The organism is Calothrix anomala FACHB-343, from assembly GCF_014696435.1.
GTDB lineage: Bacteria > Cyanobacteriota > Cyanobacteriia > Cyanobacteriales > Nostocaceae > Aulosira > Aulosira anomala_A.
On sequence record NZ_JACJQG010000052.1, the window covers coordinates 23,945 to 42,751 of the forward strand.

Genomic DNA, 18,807 nt, shown 5'->3' on the forward strand with positions numbered 1-18,807 from the left:
TGCCGAAAACCAAGGCCAACTTCATATCTGGTTTGTAAACCACAGTCGCGTTCATTACTAGCCAGCCCTTAAAAAGGTCGAAGGTGATACCAAGATTCTTTAAATAGGTGGAAAATAATTTTGAACAATGGCTAAAAGCTTCAGAAAAAATTTGACAGACCGCAAAATAGGCTCGGCTAGAGCCGAATCTACGCCTGTGGACAAGAAGGAGCCGACTCCCTTGGTGGAAGCAGGAAGCAGACCCTCTAAAGAAAACTTTAGTTGAATGGCGAAGCTTAGATAAGTTTAGCCAAGTTTTGTATAGCAGACTTAACAAGATTCCACAAAAATACTTTGGGCTGTTTCTTGATCTAAAGCAGCGCGAGTTCTACCAACTGTGATAATGTACGATGGAAAGCGTTGTTCTAACACTAAACTACTACCTGGTAAAATCCCAAATGCCATGAGTTTGTGTAAAATTGCATCATCTTCAGTTTGCAAACAAACTACCGTTTGTGGTTGACCAATTTTGACTGTAGGTAAGGCGTTCATTTTAAAATTGCACTCCGAATGCAGTTAAGCCAAGATTTACAAGATATCCCATCAAAAAAGCAAAGGGGAAAATAAATAATACGATCGCAGTTGTAGTTTTTGCTCCCCGTTCTTTAATGAGCATTTGTAATTGAGCAATGCAAGGTAGAAACAATGTCAATACAATCGCCGCTACCACTAACTGATTACCTGTGAGGCTACCTTGTTGCTGTAAATCAAATAATCCGGCTGCACCATAATCTCTTCTAAAGAAACCATAGAGAAATATGGGTGCTGCTTGTGCGGGCATTCCTAAGGCTGAGACAATCGGTTCAATTAAGCGGATAATCATGTCAAATAATCCGGTTAATCTTCCTGCCCAAATCAATACTGATGCCCAAATAAATAAGGGTAAAACTTCGATAAAATACCATTTCATTCTTACCCAGGTTTTAGTAATGACGTTCCGTAATTTGGGTAAACGTAAAGGCGGAACTTCCATATAAAATCTGCCAGAATCACCGGGTAATAATTTGGCGGTGAGATAGCCTACTATTATAAAGATGGCAGAAATAAAACCTCCCCAAAACAGTAAGCCTGCGGGTTTTTGGGCGAGTAATCCTACAATCACGCCCCACTGGGCTGCACAGGGAATGGCGAGGGAGAGTAAAAAGGTAGCAATTAATCGTTCCCGCTTGGTTTCTAGGGTGCGGGTAACTATTGTGGCCATTGTGTCACATCCTAAGCCTAATACCATGGGAATGACTGCACGACCCGATAAACCTACGGATTTGAATAAGCGATCCAGCATTAACGATAAACGTGGTAGGTAACCGCTATCTTCTAGTAAGGAGAACATCAAGAAGTAAGTGGCGACTACAGGTAAAACGATCGCGGTGGCGTAGCGAATTCCTAAGGTGATAATCCCATAATCATTAGCAATTAAGTCTTGAATTGATTTCCAGGGAATAACTTGTGTAGTAATTTGGTTGACAAATGGGTTAATCTGTAATTCAAAAAACGTTTCAATGCGATCGACTAATTCCCCTGCGCCAAATTCACCGACAAATTTGTAGACTCCGTAATAGAGGATGAAAACCAGAATGGGGAATCCGGTGATGGGATTGACGGTGAGTTGATGCAGTGTTTCCCCAAGTGGCGATCGCCTTTTTCTAGTTTCCTGTAAGACTACTCTTTCTATCGTCCGCGCTTGACTTTGGCGAGTATTCGCGATCGCTAATCCAATAGGTTGTTTAAGTTGATTTTGCGTGACGGTAATCAAGACTTCTAGATGACGACACTGTTCTTGATCCCGTTGCATAGTTTCCCAAAGTCCGGGGTCTTTTTGTAACAGTAATAAAGCTAAACTCCGGGGAGAGAGTGAGTAATTGTAGAATAAATAGCGATCTCCTAAAGTTTGCCACCAAGATTCCAATTGTGCGATCGCGGCTTCAATCGGTTCTGGATAAATTATTTGGTTAATCATGACGGTTGACGGTTGACTGTTGACTGATGACTGATGACTGATGACTGTTGACTGTTGATTGTTGACTGTTGCCTTTTACACTGGAATCATTGCTGTCTGAACTGGTAAGAATGGGGCAATTCTGTGGCGCAATTCATCTATACCTTGGTTCAAAGCCGCAGACATGCAAACTACAGGAATTTCTAACTCCATCTCCAAGGAGTCTTGGTGTAAATCTAATCCCCAGCGATGGGCTTCATCCATCATATTCACAGCCAGGATTACAGGTAACCCAGCTTCGATGAGTTGAAAAGTTAGCGGTAGCATTCTGCCTAAGTTCTTTGCATCTACCACATGAATCACAACCGATACAGGTTCACTTAACAATAAATCTCTGGCAACCTTTTCTTCTTCACTAATAGGTAAGAGTGAATACATCCCCGGTGTATCAATGACTGTGATAATTTGCTCTCCTATCTGCGCTAATCCCCGACTCACTTCTACAGTCGTACCAGGGTAATTAGAAACAGTGACATAGATACCAGTTAGAGCATTAAACAGCACACTTTTACCTACATTGGGCATTCCTACCAAAGCAATTGGTGGATTTGTGGAAGTCTCTGTGTCTAACAATGGCTGTTTTTTGCGAAAGAATGCTAGTCCTCGCGATTTACCTCCACAAGATTTACCTTGTGATTTACATTGATGGCATTCCATAGGAATTTATTGCTGAGGTTTAATGCAACTTATTGTCAAATAAAATTGTGAGGATCTTGTGAAGAAGATATCTCTTTGGGGGGAGGTTAGCGATCGCAATATGAATCTGTCGAGGATATCCCAAGTTTGATGCAATATCCTATGAATCAATTCAAAATTCAAAATAAAAAAATTTCTCTTGCTTACCCGACACACCGCCCGCAGGCTGGAAGCCTGGGGCTAAAACTACGAAGCCCACAAAGGTGGGCTTTGTAAGATTAGCCGCACCCTTCTAGGGTGACGGCGGGATTTCGGGATCAGCGAGGGGTTTTACCATTGATTAGCCTTTAGGATGCTTCCTTTTCCCAATTAAGATTATTTATTATTTATATTTAGCTGAGAATAGGGATTTTGTGAATTAACATTGTTGAGTTTCAAGAAGCTGTCAAAGGCATACCAAGCTAAGACATACCAAGGAATCATATCTAATTGCATACCTTTAATAATTAACTGTCTCACAGCTAATATACTTAGTCCTAAAGGAAACAAAACTCTTAAATCAACTGTACTATCTGTAGCGCGGGCAAACTTATTATTTACAGCTATTACAGATTTTCTTACATATATAGCTGCTTTAGTATTTCTTGGTATGTAATTTGTAAAATTAATACCTAAATTTTGCATAGATGCGAAAACAACAGCTAAAGTAACATTCTCAGCATAATTGATGAGAATGCTACCTTGATGCAAGTTGGTTTTTACCTGAATAATGTACGGTTGCGTCTCTAGAAAATTGACAATTTGTTGCATTATCTCAGATTGACGATGGCTAGGTGCAATTCTCAACCGCAACCTTCCCGGAGTATCGCTAATAATTTGGGTAGCTATCGGTGTATCAGCGAGTGCTGGATGGCTAATTTGTTGTTTCTGGGGAATAATTACCATAGTTTTGGTTGAAAATGGGCATGGGGCATGGGGCATGGGGCATGGGGCAAAAGTTAAAATTCAATATAGAGTTCTTATACCAATTGGAAAAAAGAATGCGACAGATTGTAGGGGCACTGGCAATGCCATGCCCTCTAGAACATTTTGATATGTCGCAAAGATTATTGAAATTGGTATTACTATTTTCAGGTAAATAGACCACGCTGTAGGGGCACGGCAACAGTAAAATTATTGTATGTACCAAAAGATTGTCGATGCCGTGCCCCTACGACAGATGTGGTTCAAATAGGTGAAAACTGCTGTAATTTTGAATTTTGTGGAAAGTCTGAGCGCCGGCTTCCGACGAACAGAACTTTCCAAGAGAGAATTTTGAATTTTGAATTTTTTATCCCCCTTCCCCATGCGCTGTATTAATCTTTGTGGTGATTTTCCACAACATTGGCACCTGGTTCAAATACATGTTGATATTGGCTTTCAGCGATTTCGGCTTTGGCTTCAGCAACGATGTCTTCCCAGGTTTCACCCAGTTCAGCGAAAGCACCTTTGCTTTTTTCGTAGGCGAGGATTCCACCTTTAATAATAGATTTAGCTACGGGTTTACCAATACCAGCCACAACTGGCAGAATAACTGGTGCTAACAATACTGCACCAATACCAGCGATTAGTCCAGGTCTACCTGCGTTTTCCATTAAATCTGTAATTTTAGCCATATTTTTATGAACCTCCTGGTGGGGAATATGGGGATAAATGTTTGCTTGCGCGAGTATCGCGGATTTGGGATGAGGAAGTTGTGAGGATTGGTCTTAAACCGTTGACTCCGGCAACTACGGTGGAACCATTGTTGACTATGGTTGCGGCTAGGGGGTTGAGTCCAAATAAAGCGGCGATCGCTAATCCTGCCAAATTTGGTATAGTGATAATGGCGGTATTTTGCTGAATCAATTGCTTGGCTTGATGCGCAATTGCGATCGCTGTTAACAAACCATGCAAATCATTCTGCATTAACACTATATCTGCTGTCTCCCGTGCAATCTCGGAACCATTGGCAAAGGATACAGAAACATCGGCGTAAGCTAAAGCTGGTGAATCATTAATTCCATCGCCAACAAAGGCGACTGTTCTACCTTGGTTGTGTAGTTGCTGGACGATAGCGGCTTTTTGTGCGGGAAAGGCTTCTGCGTGGGTATGCGATGGCGGTATTCCCAATTCTGCTGCTACGGCGTTGGCTATCTGCTGGTTGTCGCCGGTAAGCAGATGTACATCTATGCCTTCTACCGTTAACAACTGATGAATTACGTCAGGGCTTTCATTGCGTAAGACATCTTTATAAGTAATTATACCCTGTAATTCCTGGTTGCTAGCAACATATATTGTCGATTCTGCGAGATGATATTGTTTAGTTAGGGATGACATATCTACGCCTTGTTGACGTAAAAAGCGATCGCTTCCTACATAGACAGTTTCACCATTGATAATTGCTTCTACACCTAAGCCTAGTTGATAATGCCATTGACTGCGCTGGGGAATATTCACACCTTGCGCGTCGGCGTAACGAATTATCGCTGCTGCTACTGGATGAGTTAATCTTTGTTCTGCTGCTGCGGCTAATGCTAAAACTCGCCATTGGGAAACATCGGGATGACAACTTTCTACATTAATCACCTCTGCTTCGCCTTTTGTTAGCGTCCCTGTTTTATCAAAAACAATGGTATCAATTTGCGCCAGTTGTTCTAAGGCTCGACCACTGCGAATCAGAATTCCTTGTTTAGCGGCATAGCTCAAAGATGCTAAAACTACTGTGGGAATAGCCACGCGAATTCCTGTAGCAAAATCTAAGGTAAGGATGCTGGCGGCTCTGGCGGCGTTTTTTGTCAGTGAAAATACGGTTGCTGCTAGTAGCAAAGTTGGTAATACAGCTTTCTCGGCGATTGTCGTTGCATAGTTTTCCATGCGGGTATCATGGACTGGTGCTGCTTCCATGAATTTGATACTTTGTCCAGCACGGGTATCATCGCCTGTGCTTTCAACTAAGATATAAATTCTCCCTTCCCTTACCAAAGTAGAGGCAAATACTCGTTGTCCTTTAGTTTTCAAGCTGGGTATGGATTCACCCGTGAGTTTTTGCTCATCTAGTAAGGCTTTACCTTTAATGATTGTGCCATCAACTGGTACTTGTTCCCCTGGATAAACAATGACAGTATCGCCTATTTGTACATCGTGAATGGGAATTTGCACCTTTTCTCCATCCCTTTCTACCCAGATAAATTGTCCTAAACAACTGAGTAAATCTAATGTTTGCAGTTGGGAAGTACGTGCCGTGCGATCGCGGATATTTTCGCCAATAGCAATTAAACTCAACATTAGGGCTGGTGTGAGAAAATGACCTTGAGCAGTGGTAATTGCGATCGCTAAACAATCCAACACATCAATTGTGAGTTTTTGCTGTCTGACAATTCCTGTAACTGCTCGTTGCAAAACAGGTAAACTAGCTACAGCAACAGTTCCTACCCGCAAAATTGGCGGAATTGGTAAACCAAAAATCCTCTCGCAGACAGCTAAACCTGTAGCTAACACTGGTAGTGATAAGCTAGATTCAGCTGTTTGTTGTTCGTTAGTTGATGGCTTAAGTTGAGAAGTTACAGAAATTTGCCTAGCAGCTAGTAGCAACTTACCCAAACAGCAGCGCATTTTGTTGTCATTAACTACGTTGGGTTGATAGGTAATAACTAAAGATGCGGCGATTGAGTTGATGCGAAAACTAGTAATTAAAGGTTCTGCTGTTAATAAACCTTGCAGTCTGGAAGTATATTGTGCATCATGCCGTAAATTTGGCACTCGTAACCTTAATCTTCCCGGTATTTCATGAACAACTTGATAATTTTGATGAGGGGAATTTTGGTTACTAGCTACAGGAAGTTGGACAACTTTACCATTGCTTTTCCCTAAATCGTCTAAGGGACTAGCTGCTACTAACGATTCGAGTGGAATTTTCACTTTACCATTCCTTTCGCCCATTGGAAGCGTCATAAAGGAAAGTTCGCCATCAAGCCTAAAGAATAAGACATCATTGAAGGCTTTAAATCAATCCAGATTTTTGATAGATCTAAATCTATATTTGTTTCTGCTGACGGCGTTGTTAATGGCTGCGCTTCTGGCGGTGACACTAATATTTCTGGTGCTATCTCTGGTGGTAAAGCCGATTCTAGCAAGTGTAACCAATAATCTACACTCGTTTCTGGATGATGATAATTAATTACTACTGAACTTGCTTGATAGTTCACCCGAAAATTAATAACTTCCGCATCAGCTTTGAGGATACTCTCTAATTTTTTACCATAGGCTGAATCTTTATTCAGTTGCTCAACATGAAAGCGAATTCTCCCAGGAATTTGATGGACAACTTGATAACTTAGTTTTCCCGGTTTAGCTATTTCTTTAAGAGACTTGTTCGCCACTTTTGTAAATCCTCGTAGCGGTATTTCTTTTTCCGTGAATTTCTCGGCAGTTTTTGCAATTACAGCAAGTAATAAACCCGGTTCTACAGAGTCTATTACCCAGCGAGTTGCATCTGCCACCAGCATATAAACTAAAATTGCTGGTAAGCCTCTAACTCTCAAACCTCTTGTTACTGCTAACCCAGCCAGCAACGGTATCATCGCCATTGATTGCTTTTGCCAGAATTCCAGAGATTTAAAATCAGTCAAATCCACTTTACTGACTGCGGGAGAATAGCTAACATCAAATTCTGTTAATATTTTCAACACCTGGGGTAAAGAGACCTGATTTTCATCAAAGGTAAAAATTACACTACCCCGTTGTTGATTATGCTGAATATCTAATAGCCAACTCTGTTGTTTTAAGTCTTGACACAGTTGCTCTATTTGACAATTCCAATTCCCATCATTAGACCGGATACGTAGCCGTCCAGCAGTTGCATGAATTACTTGTAATTTTACCTGCTCAACTACTTGATTACCATGTTCCTGCGCTGATATTTCATCACAGAAATTCTGCTCAGAAGTTAAGTCAGGATAGTCATTTAACGGCGTACTTAAATTGTGACTACTGATGGTTGTTGTCATTAGTTAATAGCTGCACCAATTCAGACATTCACGATAGCTTCAATCATACCCGATTCTTTTCTCAATAAGATTTGTTCTTGAGAATAATTTGATAATCCGTAAATTTTGCTATTATTTCTTGTTCTTTGTTTATATAACTTAAAGGTTATACATAATTTTGCATACTCAACTCTCACAAGCTGGAAAATATTGTTAAATTTGGGTGTCTTTTCATCTTTCTTCCTCTGTGAACTCTGTCTTGAAAAGTTCTGATCGGAGGAAACCTCCGCTCAGACTTTTCGCTGTGTCCTCTGTGGTTCATTTCTTCCTAATCTTAAAAATGAATGGCGCAGATTGCAGTTCCGCTTCAACAAGACTCAAAGCTTTGCATCAGAACGTGAGAGAAACTTCAAGACTTACGCAAAAGTTACGGGAAATTAAACCACAGAGGACACAGAGGACACAGAGAAATAAAACTTTTAGAGAGTTATTGCTTAACTCTTAAACTTACAGCAGTTTTCATGCATTTAAACCACAATCGTAGTAGGGGCACGGCACCAGTAAGATTATTGTATATCCGAGAAGATTGTGGATGCCGTGCCCCTACAGTGTGGTCTATGTACCTGAAAATTGCTGTAATCTTTATGTAAAGAAATATATTCATTAATCACGATTCTTAACTTTTTGCAAATAAAAAGTTAGTCAGATGCAGAAAAGTTTTTGTAAAAACAATCAAAATAATTGTTATTGTATAAAATCATCAGAAAAATTAGGGTTTCGCTAGGCATCAGAATGCAAATTTTGATAGGATAAAAAATCCCTATGGGCACAGAGGATATATTAAAACTTAAGTTAGAACTGGGGAATTTTAAATTTGAGATTTAGGTAGGAGCGCTAACTTAAATTGAGAGTTGCCAATTTGAAATACTCCCACTTTAATGGTTGGAATCAATTCACAATTGATTGAGCTTGTTAACTCTGAGCCATTGTCTGCCAAAAGAGAGGATGACGATATGGTTTTAGCAGTAAAATTACCAGATAATATGGAGATTGCAGTAAAAGCAAAAAATACTGCTATTACTTACTCTGTCGTCCATGCAATACCAGGACGGGTAAGATTTCGTATTCCTTTATTAGCAGAAGATGGGGATTATGGCTGGCGGTTAGAAACACTCTTAAAATCGGATAGTAGAGTCACAGATATTCGCATCAATCGCCAAGCTGCATCAATTGTCATTCAATATCAACAGAGTGAAAATTATAATCGCGCTTTTTTGAAACAGATAGTGCGATCGCTCCAACTTGCCACAAATACCTCACCTATTACCCAAAATACCACCAGCCCAGAAGAAGCTGAAGCAGAAGAGGCAGGTGTTAAATTACCAGCCTTTGCAGTTTTGCTAGCATTACTGGGTTTAAGGCTTCCCATTCCCCAAAGTTTAATTGCTTCGGTTGTCGCCCTCGCAGCTTGGCCTGTTGCTAAACGCGCCTACAATAGTATTACCAAGAACCGCAAATTAAATATCGATTGCCTAGATTTTATGGCAATTTCCCTCACCGCAGCCCAAGGAAACCTCCTCACCCCAGCTTTGGTGATGACTCTGCATGAAATTGGTGATATGATTCGCGATCGCACAGCGCGAGTATCCGAACAAAACGCTTCTAACCTCCTTGACTCCCTGGGACGTTATGCTTGGGTATTGCAACCCGATGGACAAAAACAGCAAATTGAAGCCACATCTGTGCAACAAGGTGATACAGTCATTGTCTATCCAGGTGAGCAAATTCCCGTAGATGGTCAAGTGTTGCGCGGTAAAGCATTAATCGACCAACAAAAACTTACAGGTGAGTCTCTGCCTGTGTTACGGCAAATCGGCGAAACTGTATATGCTTCCACCTTGGTAAGGGAAGGAGAAATTTACATTCACACCGAGAAAGTAGGCAATGCTACCCGTGCAGGTGCAAGTATCGAATTAGTCCAACAAGCACCAGTTCATGATACCCGCATGGGAAATTACGCCGCCGCCATTGCCGACAAAGCGGTAATTCCTTCGCTATTATTTGCTGGCATAGTATTAGTTGCTACCCGCAATCCTGCCAGAGCCGCCTCAATTTTGACCCTAGATTTTGTCACCGGAATTCGTGTTTCCCTACCCACAACCTTTTTAGCCGCATTAACCCATGCTACCAGACATGGTGTACTGATTCGGAGCGGTCGCGCATTAGAAAAATTAGCACAAGTAGATACTTTAGTTTTTGATAAAACCGGCACCTTGACCCAAGGTAACATTCAAGTAGTAGCAGTAGAAGCAGTTGCAGAGCGAATATCTACCAGCAGATTATTAGAATTAGCCACAGCCGCAGAACAAAGATTAACTCACCCTGTAGCCGAAGCAGTCATGCGCTATGCTGCAGAACAGAATGTAGAAATTTTACCCCGTGGGGAATGGAATTATGAAATTGGTTTAGGCGTAATTGCCCAAATTGATGGTCAAGAGGTATTAGTAGGAAGCGATCGCTTATTATCTAAGTTTAATATCCCCCTGACTTGTTTTGATCGCGAACATCACTGTCAGCCAGAAGATTGTACAAACACCTTAAATTGTCCGATCTCTGCCCATGATTCCTTATTATATATAGCAGTTAACAGAGAATTTGCCGGAGTCATTGCTTATACAGATCCCCTACGCCCCGAAAGTTCCGCCATCCTAGAACAATTACAAACAGAATATGGCATGGAAATTCATCTATTAACTGGGGATAGCCAAGCCAAAGCAGAGATGGTAGCAGAAAAACTCGGTATACCCTTGAGTAACGTTCACGCCGAAGCCTTTCCCGAAACCAAAGCCGCAATTATCCAGCAACTCAAAGCCGAAGGTAAAACAGTAGGTTACACCGGCGATGGTTTAAACGATTCCGCCGCCTTAGCTTATGCAGATGCAGCCATATCCTTTGGTGATGGTTCGGAAATAGCTAGAGAAACCGCCGATGTCGTGCTGATGAATAATAACTTAACTAGTTTTGTCGATGCAATAGCGATCGCCCGCGAAACCAAAACCGTCATTGGGCAAAATATTAGTTTAGCTGTCGTTCCCAATTTAGCCGCCTTAGGACTAGCCACCACCGTAGGAATGCACCCCCTAGCAGCCACTGTAATACATAATGGTTCCGCGATCGCCGCCGGACTCAACGGTTTGCGTCCACTCATGCATCGTGATTAATCAGCTATTCCTCATTACCGCAGAGATACCTGATGCTAGGTCGGATAATTTTTATCTCATCGAGAAACTGACAAATGACAAATGACAAATGACTAACTTATGCTTCAATTTGCGCGATCGCATCTACTGGGGTGACATTACTATAAATAATCGACATAATCCCCGGTAAATATTCATCCATCATCGCCACGTTAGCGTAAACTACTCGTTTGATCAGTGCAAAACTCAGTCTGTCACCTTCCACATCAATGCTGGTTTTGTAGCTAATTTCGCCATCATTAAAATCTAGTTCAAAGTTACCCAGAATCATCCCAGAATTTGCTCTCGTAATAAACTCAGCTATAGCCAATAGTTTATTTTCTGGTGCGTTGACTGGACAAATTGAGTAAAAAACAAATTGATTTTGTTCGCTTCTCGCCCTAGCATAACAATTCCATTTACCATTTTCGCCTTGGAATGGTAATTGTAACGCTGGCTGTCCGGGAATTTCTAGAAAAGCCCATTCATCAATTTTAAAGAAATTAACGATGGTGTCTAACAGATTATTATCTGGAGTATTTTCTGGGAAATCAGCCGCAATTTTTTGGGTAATTTTATCGGGATTAATATCTGATATCTCTGTTAAAAATTTATCTAGGTCTTGCAGCATTTTAGCGGCTGATTTTTGCGTTTTTACAGATAAATTCGCTTCTGTCCAATCTTTAAAAAAGTTGACAATTCCTGCGGCGATTTCTTCACCAGAGTTGCTAGCTTGAGCGAGATTTTCAGGACTAATATAAGACCAAAGAGTTGTATAACCGATTTCCCCTGATTCTTGTTGCTGTTTTACAGATAAAGCTAACCAATTTTCGGTAAATAGGAGTTGATGATCTGGTTGTTCTTGGCTTAATTTGAAAATGTAATTTGCAGCTTCCTTATCATTGACAGCGTGTTCAGCTAGTAGGGGTAATAAATCGGGTTTGAGACTAGCTTCGATGGTGATATTTGGTTCTGCAAGGAATTTTTGAGATGAAAGCTGGTTTCGCGCATCTGGTTTGAGGTTGAATAATGCTTCTGTGTCGATGCGTTGATAGAGTTGGGGTGTTACTTCCAAAGTTAGGCGACAGGCGATAAGTTCGCTATCTTGTTTGTTGAGGCTGAGGGTAATGGCGCGAACATTTAAGGGAGATTGGGAAGAATCGAGAAGGGTTAGTTCGCTGTCTAATTGATGATTTTCAGTTACCATATCCTAATATTCAGACTAAAAGATGCGATCGCTCTATAGATTATCTCACTGCTAAGTGACTATGAGGCGATCGCAATAATTGTAAAATTATAAGAGATACACAGAGTAAAATATAGTAGATACAACCACCAACACAACTGATTTTAGTATGAAAAAAATAAATTATAGATAAATTGTAAGAGTTTAACAAAATTGTAATAATACAGGTAAATGAAGTATGGAACAATTACAAAATCTCCTCTCTCAAGAACCAACAAAAGAAACTTGGGAACAACTGATTGAATTTTTAGATAACTGGTCTGATGAAGCTTCTTTGTCTACAGCTTTGGATTATGCAGAACAGCAATTAGATGAATGGCCAGACTATCTGCGTGCAGCCCCTAGCCAGCAATGGACAGCCATCCAAAATGGTGCATCTTTACCCCCTTGGTGGAAACTGGTTAGACATATCGAAATAGGGGAAGATGATAATATTCTTGAACCATTTCCTGTAGAGGCACTACAAAACATTACTTCTATTAAACTCGTGAATTGCGATCTTTTACCAGAGGATCTGTATTTACTAGCTAGGCTGAATAAACTTGGCACACTTGACTGGTATGATTTAATTGACTCGTTAGATGAATGGCCAGAGGATGAGCAAATCTCAGAAATTTTAGATTATGCTGAAGAACAATTAGCAGACTGGTCAGATGAGGATAGAGAAGCTCCTCAAGAGAATTGGAAAGCAATTCGAGAAGGCGCACCAATTCCTCGTTGGTGGCGGTTAGTTCGACATCTCGAATTAGGAGAATATGATAATAGTGAACTGTCACCGATTGAGGCATTTATCAACCTCACTTCGCTTGAGTTTAATGGAATCAATCTTGGTTCTCTTGAAATTTTGACAGAATTAACTAAGCTAACTTCTCTTAAATTAGTGGATGATTTAATCCCATTTAGTATTGAGCCACTCAGCAAGCTGACACAATTAAGATATCTGAGACTGACACTTGCAGAATTGACTGATTTAGATGGACTCGATGAACTCAAAAATTTGGAATATCTGGACTTGTCTGATAACAATGGACTTACTAATATTGATTCGCTAGCAGTTCTTAATAAATTGACGTGGTTAAGTTTAGAAGACTGTGAAGAACTCAACGATTTGACCCCTTTAAGTACACTTACTAAACTCAAAACCCTCGACCTCAGCAATTGCAAATCTCTGACTGATATTTCCTCTTTAGCAGGACTAAATCAACTTGAGTCTCTCTATCTTAAGGGTTGTGATGCTTTAACAGATATATCGCCCCTCGCCAATCTTCACGCTCTTAGAAAACTTGATATCAGTGATTGCGATGCAATAACTGACTTATCTCCTTTAGAAAGTTTAAGCAATTGTCGGATTCGCCAATAAGTCAAGTATCATTAACATTACTTAATCCCCAGAATATCCTTAAGAAAATCTGCAACTGCATTTGCAGATTCTTTAGCAATGGCAATTATGTCGTCATATACATCTTTTTTCTCTGCATCCTCATGTCCTTTTAAATTATTTGTATACTTTTCGTCAATTACCCCATAGTTTTCCAGCGATTGATATAATGGTAACTTTTGTTTTAGCTGATCTGGGTTAAATCCGATCAATATATTTGGAAAGTAAGCGTCATATACAGCTTCTATAGCTTTTGATCTATTTGTAGTCGCTTCTTTTTTGGTTTTGTCGTTGTCTTTTTTAACTGTTTCAAGGTATTGTGACCGCACTCGCCTACACCAATAAAACTTATCTGCGTGTCCTTGGGAACTATTAAACAAACTTTTGATATCCTTCTCTGTTAATCCTTTTAATTCCCCTCCCATCCAATTAATTTGACTTTGAACTTGCTCGTTACTTGCTTCTACTTTAAACCGCTCGCTCTTTGTCTCAATAGCAGCATCGAGGTTAAACACCACATCTTTAGTTTGCAATTGTCTTTTCTTACGTAAATCAGCGACAAGTGCTTGACCCTCACCCTTGCCAGCCGTACTATTAAACGAAGCTTCTATAGTTTTTGCACCTTTGTTTACTCTGACAATAGTGTTTGGTTCAGGAAAATAAACAGTGAATGGGTTTATTTGTGCCATAGCTTGACGAATTGCCATATCAAGTTTATTAGCAGCCACCGTCAATACATCTTGGGTTTGCCCGCCAGCAATCGGCAATCGAAACTCATATCCACCACTGACAATTGCAGGAGGAATACCGTCCTCCGAAGTATTGTCTTTTATAATCTTGTCGTACCGTGCAAATAAAGCATTAGCCATTTCTTCGACTGGAACTTCTCCTCCACCTTGTTTTTGACTGGAGGCTGGTTTTAGGCTAATTGCATCGGGATCGGCACTGAGTACATAGACTTCATTTCCTTTCTCTCTCAACTCTGAAACAAATTTTTCGGTGAATTTATGATTTTTAACTTGGTTGCGTATTAAATCATAAGGAATTATTGTTTTGAATGTTTGATTTTCATCCTTTATAACTTTTGCTTTTTCAGAATCATTTAGTTGGGCGTATCCTGATTTTGCATCTTCAAAACTAACGTCCTGCCAATCTTCTTGTTTAATTTTCTGCCTCTTATTTTGTTTGGAATTAACTGTTTGTTTCTCCTCAGAGGGCTGCTGTAATTTTTCCCATTTAGCTGCCCGCCATGAGAACCCAAAGACACCCAACCGAAAAGTGTTGAATCCGTCAGTGGATACTTTTTCCTTAATATTATTGGTACTATCTTCTCCACTAATGGACTGGTAGCCATTAACTCCAACAACAAGACCAAAACGGCGTTTTGCTTCCTCTGGCGACTTAAATCCTTCCCGGCTGTAAAGTTGAGCAATCTCTTTTGCTGATTTGTCTTTAGGAGTTGCTGGTACATTAGCTACGTAGCAAATTTCCTCTTCTTCTGGGACAGCATTACTGTTTTCAGATGCTTCTGCTATAGAATCCTTTAGCACTTCTCCTTTTTTATTTGCTTTAATCCTGTATTGTGGTTGCTCTCCTCTCTTGTTGACAGTTTCTTCTGTTTCTTCTTCTTCGTTTGGCCGGTCATGTCTTTTCCCTTTTGCTTTAGGATTAATTTCAGCCTCAATATGAGCAGTTGTTTTATCTACGGCATCTTTATCAATGACAAGTTTGCAAGCAGTCATTTTATATTTAGTCTTGATTTTAGGTAGCTGCTTCTTGATATCTTTAAATGACAGTTTTTCATTTTGCATTAACTGTTCAGCTTCTGCTACAGCTAAATCAAGATCGTCTTGTTTTTGTTTATAAGTTCGCTCATCAGCTTTGCCAATCCCAAGCTTATCTTTGACTTTATTGCTAAACTTATCATATTTATCCTTAACGGCTTGCTTCTTGCCTTCAACCCAATTCTGAGCGGCTTCTTTTTTATCCTTAATCCACTGTTTACCTGCTTCCTTCTTATCCTCAACCCACTGCTTACCTGCTTTGTATTTCTCCTTGGCTGATTCTTTCCAAGATCCTAATTTTTTGCCAACTTTGCTATTTTTGAACTTGTTACTTGCAGCTTCTTTTTTATCATTAACCCACTTTTCGGCTGCGGCTTTCTTATCTTCAACCCATTGCTCACCTGCGGCTTTCTTATCTTCAACCCACTGCTTACCAGCTTGATATTTCTCCTTGGCTTTATCTTTAGCAGAGTTAAATTTCTTACCAAATTTACTCTTATTAAACTTATTACCAACAGCTTTAAACGCCTTCGATCCTTTATCAATAATCCAATCAACTGCTTTTTCCATTGGTTTGCGCAGTTTGCGGAAGATGGCTTGAATCTTACCTGCTATACCGCCCAAGCCTAATAAGCTAGCTAAGAAACTAATAACTACAGGTAAAGATTTGGCGAGAGCATTTTCTACACCTGCAATTGCTTGGTCAATTGCGCCACCTGCGATCGCGCCAATTGCATCCAGTATCGCATTAATTAAATCTGCAATCTGCTGGGCGCGTTCAATAAAGAATTTGACTATCTCGTAAATTGTCTTGGCGGCTTTGATAAAGGCGGAAGCGGGTGTCAACAAACTCAGAACCCACTCAACCCCGGCTGTAATCACTTTTTCAATGATAAAGTTCTTGATGGGTTCAATAATTAAGGTGTTAAGGTCGCCAATTCTATCTTGGACAAACTGCCAAATTCCCGTTATACCTTCACTGGCTAAAATTTGAAATACCTCTACACTTTGTTCCATCCAACTAACTTTATCTTCACCCAGTCGTTTCACAGCTTGGCCGCGAATTACTTGATAAGTGAAGCCTGCAAGCTGCATAGCTAGGCTAAATATACCTTTAAGGTCAAAGTTTTCTGGCATTTCAATGCCTGCTTCTGCCATTGTGCCAGTTAGCCAGCCAATTAATCCTTGTTGCAGGTGCTTCCCGATATTCTTCATGAAGTTAAGGAAGCCTTGCTTCACCGCCTGAATTAAATTACCTAAGAAACCTATGGGATCTTTGAGAATTTGCCCAACTACACCAGCAACTCGTGCTAGAACTTCCAACAGCATTTTTGTCAATTCGATGATAGTCTTAATGACTCCCACCACTGCATCGAAGGCTTTTTGAACTAATCCTTTATTTGCCGCTTTCATCTCTTCAATGCGAGCATCCACAGCGTCCAGATTTTCTTTATACTTCTGGGCTAGGGTGTCAATTAGCTCATCTTGTTTACTCTCAACCGTCTGCTCCAATTCGTCAAATTTGCTATCTATGTCTGCGGCGGCTTCTTGACCAACTCCTTTCAAATCTTGGGGTAGTTGGTTAACATAATTTTGAATTTCCTGCTTACCATTGGTAATTTCGGCTTTGGCTTGGGTGATTCCTTGGCTGATGATGGCGACGACTTTGTTAATTACCCCATCCATTTGTTGGATGTAAAGCTGGCGACCTTCTTGGTAAAAAGCGTTCACCTCGTTGGGCATACCCAGCAATTTGTCTACTAGCCATTTTCCAGGGCCCCAAAATCCACTGTAGCGATCGCTCTTATATTTGTCCATCTTCTGACCGACGTAATCCTCAAAGGCTTTCTTGGCTTCAGCCGCGCCTGCATCAAAGGCTTGGATTACTTGTCCGTCTAAATCGCCCAGGGTTTTCTCAACTTTGGCTTTGGTTTTATCAAAAATCTTATTAATATCACCAGCAATTTTCGCCCTGGCTTGCTCATCCTTACCCTTAGCCCCTACCTGCTTATCTGCTACCTGTCCCAAGTTTTGGCTACGGACACCATGCATGGCTTGCAGTTGCTGTTGAGCTGTAGCTGTGGCGGTCGCTTGGGCTGTGGCGAGGATTGTTTGCTCTTGCTGGCGATATTTGGGCGGTGCTTCTTGGGCGTTGGTTTGGGCGTCTTTTTTGGCGGTGAGTGCGCCTTGAAACTCCGGCTCGTTAGATTTTTCTAACTGCTCTTCTGTGACATCCGCCTCTTGCATTTGCTGGTCAAGTTTTTTACTCTCCGCTTGGATTGGCGCTTCCACTTCACCCTGTCCTTTAGATTTGGGTGCGGCTTTATCTGCACCTACTCCCGTTGGCGGTGCGCCGGGTTCCGTTGGCGGTAGGGGGGTAACTTGTTTGGCTTCAATGCCACTGGTATCGGGCTTTTGTTTACTTTTCTCTTCTAAGGGGCCTTGAGAGTTTTTCTGTTCTTCCTTGACTTTGCCGCTCAAATCGCCTTTAACCGAGTCAAGTTTATTGTTATTTTTAAACTCGTCTGCTTCTTCTAAATTTTTAGGAGCCATATCGGCAATCCGCTCCATCAATTTAGCTTTGAAGGCGGCGGCGTCAAATCCTGGGGTGGGAGCCTGTCCCATTTCGCCTACATGATTGGCTTGGGCTTTGCTGTCTACTTCATTAGTAGGCGCAACCGCCGCAGCTTGGGCGGACTGAGCTTTGCTGGCGGCGGTGGGGTGTTGTTTTTGTTGTCCGGCAACTTGTTTGGTATTACTAACTACCGCTTGAAATGCGGGGTCATTGTCTGGAGAAACGGGAGCTTTTTCACCTTCACCAGGAACATTGGCTAATTTATCAGTTGTATTAGCTACATTAGCCCCTGGTAATTCCCCAGAGTTGTTACCTTTGCCTTGATTAGCTGGGATATCTTGTGGCTGAGGCTGTTTCTGGGCTGACAAGGGATTTCCCGCAGCTTCCACAGCCGTATCTACCTTTTTTGTCGGCGGTGGATTTGCGCCCCCATCACCGTTATTGGGTGGGGGAGAGGCGCTAGCTTGTTCTTTAATCGGCGGTTGCTGATTTTTTTGTTCTTTATTTTCGGTTTCTGGTTTGGATTCTCCCACCTCTGAGTTTTTTGGCTGATTTTCCTCAGTGGGTTTGGGGGAATTCTCCCGGCGTTGAATTGTTGGGAGTTTGTTTTCCTTGGGGGTAACGTGGAGAGATTTTGGCTGGAGTGGTTTTGACTCCTGGGGTTGTAATTCCTTAGCTGGCTCAGTTTCCGGTTGGGCTTGCGGACGCAACAATGATATACGACTAATATCATGTCCCGGAGGCTGATTCAGGGGTTGCAATAAAGAAACTGCCGGGGGAGAAGTTTGAGATGTGTTTAAACCAAAGCCACGTATCGGGTTTTTCAGAGTGGGGACAGAGAAACCTGTAGTAGTTTTTTTATGCCGGCTTACCTGTTCTCTCATAGTCTGCTCCTGAAGCCCCAGCAA

11 protein-coding genes are annotated in these 18,807 nt (G+C 41.2%); 2 read left to right on the forward strand and 9 right to left on the reverse strand.

Annotated features, from left to right (window positions below; all coding sequences use genetic code 11):
* Positions 1–309: 309 nt before the first annotated feature.
* From H6G08_RS25260 to H6G08_RS25290, 7 genes are all read right to left on the reverse strand, one after another.
* Positions 310–531 (reverse strand): FeoA family protein, encoded by a 222-nt coding sequence (locus tag H6G08_RS25260; protein WP_190548016.1) that lies wholly within the window; start codon positions 529–531, stop codon positions 310–312.
* 1 nt (position 532) lies between these two features.
* Positions 533–1,996 (reverse strand): nucleoside recognition domain-containing protein, encoded by a 1,464-nt coding sequence (locus H6G08_RS25265; protein ID WP_190548018.1) that lies wholly within the window; start codon positions 1,994–1,996, stop codon positions 533–535.
* A gap of 75 nt (positions 1,997–2,071) precedes the next feature.
* Positions 2,072–2,692: a FeoB small GTPase domain-containing protein gene (locus H6G08_RS25270; protein ID WP_190548026.1), complete on the reverse strand. Its 621-nt coding sequence runs from the start codon at positions 2,690–2,692 to the stop codon at positions 2,072–2,074.
* A 354-nt stretch (positions 2,693–3,046) separates the two neighbouring features.
* A complete protein-coding gene (locus H6G08_RS25275) occupies positions 3,047–3,652 on the reverse strand; it encodes an HMA2 domain-containing protein (RefSeq protein WP_242046265.1) in 606 nt (201 codons plus the stop codon).
* A gap of 374 nt (positions 3,653–4,026) precedes the next feature.
* Positions 4,027–4,326 (reverse strand): DUF5132 domain-containing protein, encoded by a 300-nt coding sequence (locus H6G08_RS25280; RefSeq protein ID WP_190548028.1) that lies wholly within the window; start codon positions 4,324–4,326, stop codon positions 4,027–4,029.
* 4 nt (positions 4,327–4,330) lie between these two features.
* Entirely contained in the window at positions 4,331–6,643 is a 2,313-nt protein-coding gene (locus H6G08_RS25285; protein ID WP_242046266.1) for a heavy metal translocating P-type ATPase, read from the reverse strand.
* On the reverse strand, positions 6,640–7,698 hold the full coding sequence (locus tag H6G08_RS25290; RefSeq protein WP_190548030.1) for an HMA2 domain-containing protein: 1,059 nt from the start codon (positions 7,696–7,698) through the stop codon (positions 6,640–6,642). The genes H6G08_RS25285 and H6G08_RS25290 overlap by 4 nt, the downstream gene beginning before the upstream one ends.
* A 992-nt stretch (positions 7,699–8,690) precedes the next feature.
* Here H6G08_RS25290 and H6G08_RS25295 point away from each other — a divergent pair.
* Positions 8,691–10,898, forward strand: coding sequence for a heavy metal translocating P-type ATPase (locus H6G08_RS25295; RefSeq protein WP_190548032.1), 2,208 nt, complete (start codon positions 8,691–8,693; stop codon positions 10,896–10,898).
* Positions 10,899–10,995: 97 nt separating this feature from the next.
* On the opposite strand, the gene H6G08_RS25300 is transcribed toward H6G08_RS25295, so the two are convergent.
* Positions 10,996–12,123: a type III secretion system chaperone family protein gene (locus H6G08_RS25300; RefSeq protein ID WP_190548034.1), complete on the reverse strand. Its 1,128-nt coding sequence runs from the start codon at positions 12,121–12,123 to the stop codon at positions 10,996–10,998.
* 217 nt (positions 12,124–12,340) lie between these two features.
* Between H6G08_RS25300 and H6G08_RS25305 the strand changes: the two genes are divergently transcribed.
* Positions 12,341–13,522: a leucine-rich repeat domain-containing protein gene (locus H6G08_RS25305; protein ID WP_190548036.1), complete on the forward strand. Its 1,182-nt coding sequence runs from the start codon at positions 12,341–12,343 to the stop codon at positions 13,520–13,522.
* Between the two features lie 17 nt (positions 13,523–13,539).
* Here H6G08_RS25305 and H6G08_RS25310 read toward each other — a convergent pair whose 3' ends face one another.
* Positions 13,540–18,783, reverse strand: a complete 5,244-nt coding sequence (locus H6G08_RS25310; protein ID WP_190548038.1) for a hypothetical protein — start codon at positions 18,781–18,783, stop codon at positions 13,540–13,542.
* Positions 18,784–18,807: the final 24 nt, after the last annotated feature.

What these genes read in the sequence shown, in the direction of transcription:
- H6G08_RS25280 (WP_190548028.1), bottom strand. Translation starts at nt 4,326, where the DNA reads ATGGCTAAAATTACAGATTTAATGGAAAACGCAGGTAGACCTGGACTA.
- H6G08_RS25265 (WP_190548018.1), bottom strand. Translation starts at nt 1,996, where the DNA reads ATGATTAACCAAATAATTTATCCAGAACCGATTGAAGCCGCGATCGCA.
- H6G08_RS25300 (WP_190548034.1), bottom strand. Translation starts at nt 12,123, where the DNA reads ATGGTAACTGAAAATCATCAATTAGACAGCGAACTAACCCTTCTCGAT.
- H6G08_RS25275 (WP_242046265.1), bottom strand. Translation starts at nt 3,652, where the DNA reads ATGCCCCATGCCCCATGCCCATTTTCAACCAAAACTATGGTAATTATT.
- H6G08_RS25285 (WP_242046266.1), bottom strand. Translation starts at nt 6,643, where the DNA reads ATGACGCTTCCAATGGGCGAAAGGAATGGTAAAGTGAAAATTCCACTC.
- H6G08_RS25260 (WP_190548016.1), bottom strand. Translation starts at nt 531, where the DNA reads ATGAACGCCTTACCTACAGTCAAAATTGGTCAACCACAAACGGTAGTT.
- H6G08_RS25290 (WP_190548030.1), bottom strand. Translation starts at nt 7,698, where the DNA reads ATGACAACAACCATCAGTAGTCACAATTTAAGTACGCCGTTAAATGAC.
- H6G08_RS25270 (WP_190548026.1), bottom strand. Translation starts at nt 2,692, where the DNA reads ATGGAATGCCATCAATGTAAATCACAAGGTAAATCTTGTGGAGGTAAA.
- H6G08_RS25310 (WP_190548038.1), bottom strand. Translation starts at nt 18,783, where the DNA reads ATGAGAGAACAGGTAAGCCGGCATAAAAAAACTACTACAGGTTTCTCT.
- H6G08_RS25305 (WP_190548036.1), top strand. Translation starts at nt 12,341, where the DNA reads ATGGAACAATTACAAAATCTCCTCTCTCAAGAACCAACAAAAGAAACT.
- H6G08_RS25295 (WP_190548032.1), top strand. Translation starts at nt 8,691, where the DNA reads ATGGTTTTAGCAGTAAAATTACCAGATAATATGGAGATTGCAGTAAAA.